The sequence below is a fragment of the Pseudomonas frederiksbergensis genome (assembly GCF_003732705.1).
Lineage (GTDB): Bacteria > Pseudomonadota > Gammaproteobacteria > Pseudomonadales > Pseudomonadaceae > Aquipseudomonas > Aquipseudomonas frederiksbergensis_F.
The window spans coordinates 74,573-87,336 of the sequence record NZ_MOBR01000011.1; the positions used below are offsets into that span (position 1 = coordinate 74,573).

The 12,764-nt window shown below is 57.7% G+C and carries 14 protein-coding genes and 4 tRNA genes; 6 read left to right on the top strand and 12 right to left on the bottom strand.

Annotated elements, in window-relative coordinates; all coding sequences use genetic code 11:
- Nucleotides 1-38: 38 nt before the first annotated feature.
- From clpP to BK667_RS14995, 6 genes are all read right to left on the bottom strand, one after another.
- Nucleotides 39-674: an ATP-dependent Clp endopeptidase proteolytic subunit ClpP gene (gene clpP, locus BK667_RS14970; RefSeq protein ID WP_054053844.1), complete on the bottom strand. Its 636-nt coding sequence runs from the start codon at nt 672-674 to the stop codon at nt 39-41.
- 94 nt (nt 675-768) lie between these two features.
- Complete coding sequence (gene tig / locus BK667_RS14975; RefSeq protein WP_123513611.1) at nt 769-2,079, bottom strand: trigger factor; 1,311 nt, start codon at nt 2,077-2,079, stop codon at nt 769-771.
- A 403-nt stretch (nt 2,080-2,482) separates the two neighbouring features.
- Nucleotides 2,483-2,558 (bottom strand) — tRNA-His (locus BK667_RS14980).
- A gap of 78 nt (nt 2,559-2,636) precedes the next feature.
- Nucleotides 2,637-2,721, bottom strand: a tRNA-Leu gene (locus BK667_RS14985).
- 57 nt (nt 2,722-2,778) lie between these two features.
- A tRNA-His gene (locus tag BK667_RS14990) sits at nt 2,779-2,854 on the bottom strand.
- Between the two features lie 32 nt (nt 2,855-2,886).
- Nucleotides 2,887-2,963, bottom strand: a tRNA-Arg gene (locus BK667_RS14995).
- 274 nt (nt 2,964-3,237) lie between these two features.
- Between BK667_RS14995 and folD the strand changes: the two genes are divergently transcribed.
- The 3 genes from folD (at nt 3,238) to pbpG (ending at nt 6,155) form a co-directional block, all read left to right on the top strand.
- Complete coding sequence (folD, locus tag BK667_RS15000) at nt 3,238-4,092, top strand: bifunctional methylenetetrahydrofolate dehydrogenase/methenyltetrahydrofolate cyclohydrolase FolD (protein ID WP_123513612.1); 855 nt, start codon at nt 3,238-3,240, stop codon at nt 4,090-4,092.
- Between the two features lie 171 nt (nt 4,093-4,263).
- Entirely contained in the window at nt 4,264-5,058 is a 795-nt protein-coding gene (gene mddA / locus BK667_RS15005) for a methanethiol S-methyltransferase (protein WP_123598078.1), read from the top strand.
- 158 nt (nt 5,059-5,216) lie between these two features.
- Nucleotides 5,217-6,155: a D-alanyl-D-alanine endopeptidase gene (gene pbpG, locus BK667_RS15010; protein WP_123513616.1), complete on the top strand. Its 939-nt coding sequence runs from the start codon at nt 5,217-5,219 to the stop codon at nt 6,153-6,155.
- A gap of 60 nt (nt 6,156-6,215) precedes the next feature.
- Here the strand turns inward: pbpG and BK667_RS15015 are convergent, their stop codons facing one another.
- The 3 genes from BK667_RS15015 to BK667_RS15025 form a co-directional block, all read right to left on the bottom strand.
- The gene (locus BK667_RS15015) at nt 6,216-6,431 is read right to left on the bottom strand and encodes a hypothetical protein (protein ID WP_123598079.1); all 216 of its coding nucleotides are present in this window, start codon (nt 6,429-6,431) and stop codon (nt 6,216-6,218) included.
- Between the two features lie 18 nt (nt 6,432-6,449).
- A complete protein-coding gene (locus tag BK667_RS15020; RefSeq protein ID WP_123598080.1) occupies nt 6,450-6,656 on the bottom strand; it encodes a DUF6021 family protein in 207 nt (68 codons plus the stop codon).
- A 93-nt stretch (nt 6,657-6,749) separates the two neighbouring features.
- Nucleotides 6,750-7,478, bottom strand: a complete 729-nt coding sequence (locus BK667_RS15025) for a peptidase C39 family protein (protein ID WP_123598081.1) — start codon at nt 7,476-7,478, stop codon at nt 6,750-6,752.
- 179 nt (nt 7,479-7,657) lie between these two features.
- On the opposite strand from BK667_RS15025, the gene BK667_RS15030 reads away from it, so the two are divergent.
- Nucleotides 7,658-7,819, top strand: coding sequence for a hypothetical protein (locus BK667_RS15030; protein ID WP_185058220.1), 162 nt, complete (start codon nt 7,658-7,660; stop codon nt 7,817-7,819).
- 80 nt (nt 7,820-7,899) lie between these two features.
- Here BK667_RS15030 and BK667_RS15035 read toward each other — a convergent pair whose 3' ends face one another.
- Nucleotides 7,900-8,649, bottom strand: a complete 750-nt coding sequence (locus tag BK667_RS15035; protein ID WP_123598083.1) for a TerC family protein — start codon at nt 8,647-8,649, stop codon at nt 7,900-7,902.
- Nucleotides 8,650-8,678: 29 nt separating this feature from the next.
- Nucleotides 8,679-8,921 carry a hypothetical protein gene (locus BK667_RS15040; RefSeq protein WP_123598084.1) on the bottom strand — a complete coding sequence of 81 codons (243 nt, stop codon included), beginning with the start codon at nt 8,919-8,921 and terminating at the stop codon, nt 8,679-8,681.
- Nucleotides 8,922-9,091: 170 nt separating this feature from the next.
- On the opposite strand from BK667_RS15040, the gene nhaR reads away from it, so the two are divergent.
- Nucleotides 9,092-9,991, top strand: coding sequence for a transcriptional activator NhaR (gene nhaR / locus BK667_RS15045; protein ID WP_123598085.1), 900 nt, complete (start codon nt 9,092-9,094; stop codon nt 9,989-9,991).
- Here nhaR and BK667_RS15050 read toward each other — a convergent pair.
- The gene (locus BK667_RS15050; protein ID WP_123598086.1) at nt 9,978-11,138 is read right to left on the bottom strand and encodes an MFS transporter; all 1,161 of its coding nucleotides are present in this window, start codon (nt 11,136-11,138) and stop codon (nt 9,978-9,980) included. The two genes, nhaR and BK667_RS15050, sit on opposite strands and share 14 nt — an antisense overlap.
- A gap of 333 nt (nt 11,139-11,471) precedes the next feature.
- On the opposite strand from BK667_RS15050, the gene sstT reads away from it, so the two are divergent.
- On the top strand, nt 11,472-12,704 hold the full coding sequence (gene sstT, locus BK667_RS15055; protein WP_123598087.1) for a serine/threonine transporter SstT: 1,233 nt from the start codon (nt 11,472-11,474) through the stop codon (nt 12,702-12,704).
- Nucleotides 12,705-12,764 lie beyond the last annotated feature (60 nt).

Sequence of the window (12,764 nt, forward strand, 5' to 3'; positions counted from 1 at the left end):
TCGGAGCAGCCGACCAAGCCTATTTTGAGCTGCTTATTTTAAGCGGGGCGCTGGCTGATCACTTCATCGATCAAGCCGTATTCACGCGCGGCTTCTGCACTCATGAAGTTATCGCGGTTGGTATCGCGCTCGATTTCTTCAAGAGTGTGCCCGCTATGCTTGGCCATCAGCGTGTTGAGACGCTCACGAATGAAGAGGATTTCCTTGGCATGGATTTCGATATCCGAGGCCTGGCCCTGGAAACCGCCCAATGGCTGGTGAATCATCACACGCGAGTTCGGCAGGCAGAAACGCTTGCCAGGAGCACCTGCGGTCAGCAGGAAAGCGCCCATGCTGCACGCCTGTCCAATACAGGTGGTCGACACGTTGGGTTTGATGAACTGCATGGTGTCGTAGATCGACATGCCAGCTGTCACCGAACCGCCCGGGGAGTTGATATAAAGATGGATGTCCTTGTCCGGGTTTTCCGCTTCAAGGAACAGCAGTTGCGCACAGATCAGGTTGGCCATGTAGTCCTCTACCGGGCCAACCAGAAAGATCACTCGCTCCTTGAGAAGGCGCGAATAGATGTCGTAGGCGCGCTCGCCACGAGCGGACTGCTCGACAACCATCGGGACCAGGCCGCCTGCGGCCTGGATATCAGAGTTCTGCTGAATATACGAATTACGGAACATGCTCTGCAGTCACTCCCAAATAGTTATGTCTTGAATACGCATAAGCCAGCACGAAGGCTGGCTTATGGTGATTACTTCTTACCGCAAGAAACGATCAGTCGGCTTGTGGAGCTTCTACCGGCTTGACTGCTTCTTCGTAAGAGACCGACTTGTCGGTCACGCTAGCTTTCTGCAGAACAGTATCCACAACTTGTTCTTCCAGCACAACCGAACGGACTTCGTTCAGTTGCTGGTCGTTCTTGTAGTACCAGGACACAACCTGCTCAGGCTCTTGGTAGGCCGAAGCCATTTCCTGAATCATTTCGCGAACGCGGGCTTCGTCAGGCTTGAGGTCGAATTGCTTGACCACTTCAGCCACGATCAGACCCAGTACAACGCGGCGCTTGGCTTGTTCTTCGAACAGCTCGGCCGGCAGTTGGTCAGGCTTGATGTTGCCGCCGAACTGCTGAACAGCCTGCACGCGCAGACGGTCAACTTCGTTGGACAGCAGAGCCTTAGGCACTTCGATCGGGTTGGTGGTCAGCAGACCGTCCATTACCTGATTCTTGACCTTGGATTTGATTGCCTGACGCAGCTCGCGCTCCATGTTCTTGCGAACTTCGGTGCGGAAGCCTTCCAGACCGGTTTCCTTGATGCCGAATTGAGCGAAGAACTCTTCGTTCAGTTCTGGCAGTTTTGGCTCGGAAACAGTGTTCACAGTCACGGTGAACTCGGCGGTTTTGCCCGCCAGGTCGAGGTTCTGGTAGTCCTCTGGGAAAGTCAGGTTCAGAACGCGCTCTTCGCCGGCTTTAGCGCCAACCAGACCGTCTTCGAAACCAGGGATCATACGGCCGGAACCGATAACCAGTTGAGTACCTTTGGCGGAGCCGCCAGCGAACACTTCACCGTCAACCTTGCCAACGAAATCGATGTTCAGTTGGTCTTCGTTCTGGGCAGCGCGATCGGCCACTTCAAAACGGGTGTTCTGCTTGCGCAGCACGTCCAGCATCTTGTCCAGATCAGCGTCAGCCACGTCAGCGCTCAGGCGCTCAACGGTGATACCTTCGAAACCGGCTACAGTGAACTCCGGGAACACTTCGAAAATAGCGACATATTCCAGATCCTTGCCAGCTTCGATCGACTTAGGCTCGATCGAAGGCGCGCCAGCCGGGTTCAGCTTCTGCTCAACGACAGCTTCGTAGAAGGAGGACTGGATCACGTCACCAACAGCTTCCTGACGTGCATCAGCACCGAAACGGCGCTTGATTTCACTCATTGGCACTTTGCCTGGACGGAAGCCAGCAATCTTGGCCTTTTGGGCGGTCTGCTGCAGACGCTTGTTGACCTGAGTCTCGATGCGCTCAGCCGGCACGGTGATGCTCATGCGGCGCTCAAGAGCAGAAGTATTTTCAACAGAAACTTGCATGGATATTCCTCGTTGCACAGACGTTAGCCGGCCGTTTCCGACCCCAGAATCAAGGGCATGCATTCTAGTGGGTCAAACTCAAGAAGTCACCCTACTGAAAACGGGTAAAAAAACAGCAGGCAATTTATAGGCGAGGGACAAATGGTTATGCCTCGCCCTGTTAGCAAATACAGCCAATCAAGCCAGGGCTCTGCACCGACCCTTCTATATATAGAAGAAGTGGCCAATCATCTCCCTGACAGCCGATCTTGCGAGCAAGGCCGGCGAGCGGCGCGGCATCATCGAGAAACATAAATACGACGAAACACCCCGCCCCTGCGACCCAGGACATGCAGTCGCCGAACACTCGAACCGCTAAAACAAAAAAGGCGCCAGACTGTTAAATCTGGCGCCTTTCGAAATATGGGGTGGACGAAGGGGATCGAACCCTCGACAACGGGAGTCACAATCCCGTGCTCTACCAACTGAGCTACGCCCACCATATTGCATTGCAAAGAAGCCAAACAACCTCCTTGCTGTGCCCCAATCAGGCCAACCGGCCTGAGTGAAGCTTTATTTGGTGCGGATGAAGAGACTCGAACTCTTACACCTTGCGGCGCTGGAACCTAAATCCAGTGTGTCTACCAATTCCACCACATCCGCGGACTGAAGCTGTTAAAGCAAAGGCGCCAGACTGTTAATCTGGCGCCTTTCGAAATATGGGGTGGACGAAGGGGATCGAACCCTCGACAACGGGAGTCACAATCCCGTGCTCTACCAACTGAGCTACGCCCACCATATTGCGCTACTTGTGCCAAAGCTGCCTAATGGCGCACCCGGCAGGACTCGAACCTGCGACCATCCGCTTAGAAGGCGGATGCTCTATCCAGCTGAGCTACGGGCGCCTTATTAATCTGTACTCTTGGAGGACTACAAACTAAGTGCTTCCAGTCTTTCAGAACCGTAATTCCGATTGACCTTCTCATCCAGTGCTAGGCTGTGCCCGACAAGTGCGACGAATAGTATAGAGCGCCCCGGAGGCCGTCAAATCCTTTTTAAAAAAAATTCATTTAATTAAAGGGCTTAGAAGAATTTGCAGACCAAGCGCCTTTGCCCTTGCCGCCTGACATGCGAGAATGCGCCCTCTTTTTTTCCCCTCTCGATGGTTAATCACGCGCAATGACTGCACAACTAATCGACGGCAAGTCAATCGCCGCCAGCCTGCGCCAGCAGATCGCCAAACGAGTTGCCGAGCGTCGCCAGCAAGGTCTGCGCACGCCCGGCCTCGCGGTGATCCTGGTCGGCAGCGATCCTGCCTCTCAGGTTTATGTCTCGCACAAGCGTAAAGACTGTGAAGAGGTCGGCTTCCTGTCGCAAGCCTACGACCTGCCTTCTGAAACCACTCAAGAAGCGCTGACCGATCTGATCGATAGCCTGAACGACAACCCGGCGATTGACGGCGTTCTGCTTCAGCTTCCTCTGCCGGCCCACCTGGACGCCTCCAAATTGCTGGAGCGCATTCGTCCGGATAAAGATGTCGACGGTTTCCACCCTTATAACGTCGGTCGTCTGGCCCAACGCATTCCGCTGCTGCGCCCCTGCACCCCCAAAGGCATCATGACTCTGCTGGAAAGCACCGGGGCTGATCTTTACGGGATGGATGCGGTGATTGTCGGCGCCTCCAACATTGTTGGCCGCCCGATGGCGATGGAATTGCTGCTGGCCGGCTGCACAGTCACCGTCACCCACCGTTTCACCAAGGATCTGGCCGGCCACGTCGGCCGTGCCGATCTGGTGGTGGTGGCCGCCGGCAAGCCGGGCCTGGTCAAGGGTGAGTGGATCAAGGAAGGCGCGATCGTGATCGACGTCGGCATCAACCGCCAGGAAGACGGCAAACTGGTGGGTGACGTGATCTACGAAACCGCCCTGCCCCGCGCCGGCTGGATCACTCCGGTTCCGGGTGGCGTCGGTCCGATGACCCGCGCGTGCTTGCTGGAAAACACGCTGTACGCAGCGGAAACCCTGCATAGCTGAGTTCGCAGGCTTGCCGCATCAATGAGCCCCGCTATTTGCGGGGCTTTTTATTTTTGGGCACTGGACAAACAATTCACGGGTTTCAGAATAAAGAGACAGGCCAAGGGGAAAACGACCTACAGACCTCAGCAAGGACTAGCGGATATAAATGGCACTCGCCAGGAGCCGTCCATGAAGCCAAAGAACTTACCTGAACTGCACACGAATGCTTTCGCAGGCAAACTGGCAGGCCTGCTTTACAGCCTCTGCAGTTACCTGCTGTTTCTGCTCACCGCGCTTTACCTGATCGGTTTTCTCTCTGGTATCAGAGTGCCCAAAGACATTAATTCGGGAGTCGGCCTCAGTTGGCCACTGGCCGTCATCGTCGACACCTTGCTGATTACGCTGTTTGCCATCCAGCACAGCGGCATGGCACGACAGCCTTTCAAACGTTGGTGGATCACATTTATTCCAGCCCCCATCGAGCGCGCGACCTATGTGTTGTCAACGTGTCTGGTGCTCATACTGATTTTCTGGCTGTGGCAACCCATGCCAACGTCCATCTGGAGCGTAACGTCCACAGGGGGCCACGGATTGCTCATGGCTTTGTTCTGGCTGGGCTGCGGCGTAGTGGTGCTTTCCACATTCCTGATCAGTCATTTCGAATTGCTCGGCATCACCCAGGCACTCAGCGCCTGGCACTCTGCCAGGCCCGACAATCCCACGTTCAAAACCCCTTTACTCTATAAATTGGTCCGCCACCCTTTGTACCTGGGGTTTCTGATTGTGTTCTGGGCGACACCGGACATGACGGCCGGACATCTTTTGTTTGCGCTGCTCAATACGGTCTACATCCTGATCGGGGCTCATTTTGAAGAGAAAGACCTGGTGGACTTGTTTGGCGAGCGATACCAACGCTATCAACAGAACGTCGCCATGCTTGTGCCCCTGACCAAACGTAAACCCGACCGCGAGCGCGGGGAATAAAAGCGAGTGAATCCGGCGTAAAAACATTAAATTTTCTTCATATAAAGCGCTCGTCATACGGGCGCCTAGCGCTTTCGTAGCTCATACTCCTAGAATGCGTCGTTTTTAAGAAACAGCCCGTAACAAAACGGCATATCCACCCTTATGAGTTCGCCCGCGTGAAAATCCGTCTTTCCATCCTGAGTCTATTTTTTGCATTTACAGGGACTGTTATCACGCCAATGACCCATGCTGCGGAAACCACCGCGGCACCGCGAGACGCGTCACAACTGAAGATCGCTTCAGGCAGCGCTTTGCTGATGGATTTGCAGACCAACAAAGTCATTTATGCCAACAACCCGGACGTGGTCGTGCCCATCGCATCGGTCAGCAAACTGATGACCGGCCTGGTGGTGGTTGAAGCGCGCCAGAACATGGATGAATACATCAACGTCGACATCAGCCACACGCCGGAAATGAAAGGTGTGTTCTCCCGGGTCAAGCTCAATAGCGAACTGCCGCGCAAGAAAATGCTGCTGATCGCGCTGATGTCCTCGGAAAACCGCGCCGCTGCGACCCTCGCCCACCACTACCCGGGCGGCTACGTCGCATTCATTGCGGCGATGAACGCCAAGGCCAAGGCGCTGGGCATGAGCAACACCCACTTCGTCGAACCGACCGGGCTTTCCCCGCGCAACGTCTCGACGGCTCGCGACCTGAGCAAACTGCTGATCGCCGCGCACAAGTACCCGCTGTTGACTGAGCTGACCACCACTAAGGAAACCACCGTGGCGTTCCGTAAACCCAACTACACCTTGGGTTTCCACAACACCGATCATTTGGTGAACAAGGCCAATTGGGATATCAAAATCACCAAGACCGGATTCACTAACGAAGCCGGCCACTGCCTGGTGCTGGTCACCAGCATGGGCAATCGCCCGGTGGCACTGGTGATTCTCGATGCATTCGGCAAGTACACGCACTTTGCCGATGCCACCCGGATTCGCAGCTGGGTCGAAACCGGCAGGAGCACTAACGCGCCGTCGGTTGCCTTGCAGTACAAAGCCGCGAAGAACCTGAAGCAACGTCAAAGCGGCGTGGTTGAAGCCTCGAAATAGGCAGCAATCGCACATAAAAAGCCCCGATCAGTCGGGGCTTTTTTATCGTATCCCAGTGAGTTAATCGTTGGGCAACGGCATCTGGTCGTCATCGGGGATGCCGTCCCCGGCACTCGGGTCTTTCCAGCCGTGGGGATGCTCCGTCGGCACCACCATTGGACGCGCCAGTGGATCGCGTAGCGGGCTGTCCGGATCCAGCACTGGATCGACGTCGTCTTCGGGAGTGGTTGGCACGCTGTCTGGACGTTTATCGTTAAAACTCGAATCGGTAGACATAAGCCACCTCATTGCGCATCAGGGTTTGAGATCAGCAAGCGGGTCGTAAGGCTTCGCAGGTTTCTTGTCGTCGTCACCCGGCTTTACATCCCTGGGCGCCTTGGCAGGTCCTATGGGATCGACTTGAGGGTCGGCGAGATCCGGCGAATCGGGATCGAAACCCAGGTCATGGCCAGACGAATGCTCGGACGAGTGCGGGCCGCTTGGGGTAGAGAAATTTTCCATGGGACGCCTCCTTGAATCTGGCCCGGAAAGATCCGGGCCTTATTCATAAGAGGCCAAGCGCACGCGACGGTGCCCTGCAGATGACGAACGGAGCTACTGAGCCTTCAACGCCTTGGTCGCTTGCGCTGCCGCCTGCTCCTGACCGGCCTGACCCAGATCGCTCGCCGCTTTGAGCCAGCGCTGCTCATCGACCTTGGCCGGAATCTGGTTCGGCTTCTGGATCAATACGGCCCAGCCGCCGGCGTCTTTGAAGGAGGACTCAAACGAACTGAAGCTCTTCAGCAACCGCCGGTCCATCCCGGAACGCAACAGCACTGTCTGCTTCTGGCGGTTGTACCCCGCGAGGATGGCGTAGCGCGGCTCGGCCCAGAACGCCGAGCCCTCGGTGAAGCGCACCATCACCGGATAACCGGCCGCCACTTGGGTCAACAACGCCGGCAGATTGTTGTCGAGCGGGTACACCACCATGCCGTACTCGCGAGCCAGGTTCTGCATGTTTTGCTGCAACTGCGCCTCGGCGCCCGGCAAATGCAGGGGTTTTTCCAGCAGTCCCGGGGTAATCACCACGCCCTGTTGAGACAGCATGCTGGCCAACACCTGAGGCCCACTTTGATTGGCCTGGCCGCGGTAGAACGTACCGCTGAGCTCAACACGTTCCGGCAGGCGCTTGACCTCCGGCGCCACAGTACCGGCGCACCCCACCAGCGCGGCAACACAGCCAGTCACTAACACTGCACCTCGAATTCGAGAAAATACCCGCACCATCATCGCTCTCTTGTTCAGACGCCAGGCAATCGTGCCCCCGGCTTGGCCACTGATCATAGGATGCCGCGCGACAGCGGTATAGCCTAAACCGGCAGTTGTTTGCATTCGATAGAGCGAACGGGTTGGTGACAGGCTACCTTTGGTCAATAGCCTGAAACACAGCAGCGACTAGACTGTCATTTGCAGAGAGCGTGTGCCCGATGCAGGGCAAAGAGGAGGCGCCGATGAGCCTGACAATGACAATCGTAATGCTGATTTCCGGCTGGCTGGCCGTGGCCGCCGCCATGTTATGGGGCGTCCTGCGTATCACTCGCCGGCACCATCACCCGCCCGTGCAATCGGTGACCGCAGCCAAAGCCGATCAACCGGTGGCCCGCCCCGCCGCCGCCGCCCACTGACCGACATTTTTTATCCGGCCAGACAAAAACGGCCGCCTGGACTCTTTCGAGTGCAGGCGGCCGTTTTGTTTCAGCGCCGGTCAGGCTTCAGCAGCGATGCGCTTCTGCTTGGCCCGCCGGGACATCATGTTCAACCCTTCGATCGTTGCCGAGAACGCCATGGCCGCATAGACGTAGCCTTTCGGCACGTGGGCGCCGAAGCCTTCGGCGATCAGCGTCATGCCGATCATGATCAGGAAGCCCAGGGCCAGCATCACCACAGTCGGGTTGTCGTTGATGAACTTGGCCAGCGGGTCAGCGGCCAGCAACATCACCAGTACCGACACCACCACCGCGATGATCATGATCGGCAAATGCTCGGTCATGCCGACAGCGGTGATGATGCTGTCAATGGAGAACACCATGTCGAGCATCAGGATCTGACCAATTGCAGCGGCAAAGCCCAGGGTGACGCCTGAAGTCGCCGACTTAGGATCTTGCGGCGCCGGGTCCATGCTGTGATGGATTTCGGTGGTCGCCTTCCACAACAGGAACAGGCCACCGGCGATCAGGATCATGTCCTTCCAGGAGAACGTCTGGCCGAGGATATCGATCACCGGCTCGGTCAACTGGACGATGAAGGCGATGGTGCTCAACAGCGCCAGGCGCAGGATCAACGCCATGCCGATACCGATGCGGCGCGCTTTCTGCCGATGCTGTTCCGGCAGTTTATTGGTCAGGATCGAGATGAAGATCAGGTTATCGATGCCGAGCACGATTTCCATGACGATCAACGTGGCCAGGGCGACCCAGGCAGTGGGGCTGGCGGCTAGTTCTACAAGGTATTCCATGGGTCAGTCCTGACTCGCTGTAAGACGGTTTAGATTTCCTGGGACGAAGATTCGGTTTTCTCTTTATCTTCGGCCGGTTGTTCTTTCTTGCTGATCAGACCACCGGTGGCATCGCTGAGCGCCTGTTCGGCGGCCTTATGGGTGTCGTCGATGGCCTGTTTGGCGGTTTCGGTGGCCTTACCCATCAGTTGCTGGGCGCTCTTTTCGGCCTGGTCGCAACCGGCCAATACCAGTAAAGACGTGATCAACAGCGCCGTGGCAGTAAGTTTCATGGGGCTTTCCTCGATAGAACGGACAGGTGCGAAAAGGCACCCCGTCGATAGCGAGGCATTCTATGGAGACAAACACTTCAGTAAAATTCGTATTTTTAGCGGTTATACTTCGGCCATTACGAATCCAGGCCAACAGGCCTCGATGTGATCGCGAACAGGGGTTCACCCAAATGCTCAACTATCGACAACTGCATTACTTCTGGGTGGTGGCCAAAACCGGCAGCATCGTGCGCGCCTGCGAGCAACTGAACCTGACGCCGCAGACCATCAGCGGGCAGATTTCCCTGCTGGAACAAACCTACGGCATCGAGCTGTTTCGCCGGGTCGGGCGCAATCTGGAACTCACCGAGGCCGGGCGCCAGACGCTACCCTACGCCGAGCAAATGTTTCAGCTCGGTGGCGAACTGGAGCTGATGCTCCGCGCGCAGCCCAATGAGCAGCAGATTCTGTTTCGGGTCGGTGTGGCGGACGTGGTACCCAAATCCATCGTCTATCGACTGATCGCGCCGACCATGGAATTGAGCGAGCCGCTGCGCATCACCTGTCGCGAGGACAAACTGGACCGTTTGCTCGCGGACCTGGCGATCCAGCGCCTGGACCTGGTGATCTCCGACAGCCCGATGCCATCGCACCTGGACATCAAGGGCTACAGCCAGAAGCTCGGTGAATGCGGGATCAGTTTTTTTGCGACAAACGCATTGGCGGAGCAATACGGTCAGGATTTCCCGCGCAGCCTGCACGGCGCACCTTTGTTGATTCCCGGGCCGGAAACCGTGGTACGCAGTCGTTTGCAACGCTGGTTTGCCGAGCAGCAAATTCAGCCGCGCATCGTCGGTGAATTCGACGACAGCGCACTGATGCAGGCTTTCGGTCAATCCGGCAGCGGGATTTTCATCGGCCCGAGCGTGATTGCCGATGAAGTGAAACGCCAATACGGCGTGGAGTTGATCGGCCAGACCGACGCGGTGACCGAGTCGTTCTATGCCATTTCAGTGGAACGCAAGGTCAAGCACCCCGGCATCGTTGCGATTACCGAAGGTGCCCGACGCGAGTTGTTTACTGAACTGTGAGCGGCTCACGGGGGGCCATGGTCATCAGCGCCATGGCCAGCAGGATCGAAGCCAGGATGAACGCCGCCGCCGCGAAACCCAGGCCACCCAGGCCAAAGGCATTGATCACCCGACCGCCAACCATCGCGCCCAGGCCGATCCCGAGGTTGGCCCCGGCGATGTTCAGCGAGGCGGCAAAGGCCGGCGCCTCAGGCGCAGCCTTCATCAAACGCACATGGCTGACCAAAAACAAGGCAGCCTGGGTGATCCCCCAAATGCCCATTGCCGCCGCCAGCCCCATCGGCGACTGAATGTTCGGCACCAGCGCAATCAGGCCGGCAATCAGGAACGCGCAGAACATCATCGACGCGATCAGCGGATGACGATCCACCGCGCGGCCGCCCCACCAGTTACCGATCAGCCCCACCGCACCGAAGCCCATCAGGCACCAACCCACCACCGTGCCATTGAAACCAGCGAGGCGCTCAAGGATGTCCGCCAGGTAGGTATAAGCGGTGAACATGCCGGTAAACACCAGGATCGACAGCAGCACATGCCCGATCATCAACGGGCTGCGCAGGATTTTGAACTGTGAACGAAAGCTCGCCTGCTGCTGATGCAGAATGGTTTTCGGCAAGTAGATAAACAACAGCAACGCCTTGGCAAAGGCGATCACCGCCAGGATGCCGAAGGCGCTGCGCCAGCCGAACGCATCGGAAATCAGCGTGCCGACCGGAATGCCAAACACCATCGCACACACAATCCCGAACCCGATCTTGGAAATCGCGCGACCGGCGTGGTCCGGCCCGACGATGTCCACTGCCGTTTCGCTGGCCAGGGCCCAGAACACCGGCAGCCCTAACGCCGGGATCAACCGGGCGGCGGCCATGACCCAGATGTTCGGCGCCAACGCTGCGACGGTGTTGGCCACGCCGAACATGATCAGCACCGAGATGAACAGCTTGCGCCGCTCGAAGCGGGCGAAATACGCGGTGAGGAACGGACCGAACGCAGCCACGGTAAACGCGAACAGCGTCACCAGCAGTCCGGCCTGGGGAATCGTGACCTCAAGGTCCCGGGCAATCGCCGGCAACAGGCCGACGATGATGAACTCCGTGGTCAGCACCGTAAAACCGGCGGCAGACAACAGAAGGATGGGCAGCAGCATGCAGAACTCCAGAAAACGCCGACAGCAGCGATAGCCCGGAGGCCCGCTGGCAGAACTTGAAAATGAAGGTGGCGAAGCTTACCAGAGTGTCTCCATACCGGGTTGCACGAACCTGCATATCGCGTGGAACAGCCCGGTGGCAGATCGTCACAGGTCTGAAGGATCGAGACGACCCTGTGATAAAGTCCGCGCCCTGCGATTCGTACACCCTATTCATCGGCCAGTTGTTGGCATTGATGTCGCGACACCCCCTCGGTTCCTCCATGTGGCCTGCCCTGCTTATTGCTGCGTGATCCGCGGAACCCTGCACCTAAAAAAATCAGAGATACCGTTATGAGCGCTGCATCCCCGACCCTGTTACACCGTTTGAAACGCACCAGCCTGGTCACGCAAATCATCATCGGCCTGATCGCCGGCATTGCCCTGGCCTTGTTCGCGCCCGACGTGGCGAAGTCCACCGCGTTCATCGGCAAAGTCTTTGTTGCAGCCCTTAAAGCCGTCGCGCCGATCCTGGTGTTCGTGCTGGTGATGGCCTCGATCGCCAACCATAAACACGGTCAGGAAACCCATATCCGGCCGATCCTGTTTCTTTACTTGCTGGGGACCTTTGCCGCAGCCGTGGTCGCGGTGGTGGCCAGTACGTTGTTCCCGTCGCACCTGGTTCTATCGACGCAGGATGTCGCGATAACGGCGCCGGGCGGTATCGGTGAAGTGCTGCAAAGTCTGCTGCTGAGCGTGGTCGACAACCCGGTCAGCGCGCTGATGAACGCCAACTTCATCGGCATTCTGGCGTGGGCGATCGGCATGGGTGTCGCGATTCGCCATGCCGGCGATACCACCCGCGAAGTGCTGGGTGACCTGTCCAATGGCGTGACCCTGATCGTGCGCCTGGTGATCCGCTTTGCGCCGCTGGGAATCTTCGGGCTGGTGGCTTCGACCCTGGCCACCTCGGGGTTCGGGGCGTTGATCGGCTATGCGCATCTGCTGGCGGTGTTGCTGGGCTGCATGCTGTTTGTGGCGCTGGTGATGAACCCGGTCATCGTGTTCTGGAAACTGCGCCGCAATCCGTATCCGCTGGTGCTGATGTGCCTGCGAGAAAGCGGCATTACCGCATTCTTCACCCGTAGTTCGGCGGCGAACATTCCGGTCAACCTGGAACTGAGCAAGCGCCTGGGCCTGCATGAAGACACGTATTCGGTGTCGATCCCGCTCGGTGCGACCATCAACATGGCCGGCGCGGCGATCACCATTACCGTGTTGACCCTGGCCGCCGTGCATACACTGGGGATTGCCGTGGATATTCCGACGGCGATTTTGCTCAGCGTCGTGGCGGCGATTTGCGCGTGTGGCGCTTCGGGCGTGGCCGGTGGTTCGTTGTTGCTGATTCCATTGGCGTGCAGCCTGTTTGGCATTCCGAGTGAGATTGCGATGCAGGTGGTGGCGGTGGGTTTCATTATTGGCGTGTTGCAGGATTCAGCGGAGACGGCGTTGAATTCGTCCACCGATGTGTTGTTCACAGCGGCGGCTTGCCTGGGTGAAGACGAAAAAGCCCAGCGTCTGGCGTAACGCCCCGCCCCTGTAGGAGCAAGGCTTGCCCGCGATGGCGATTTCAAGGACGCCATCGCG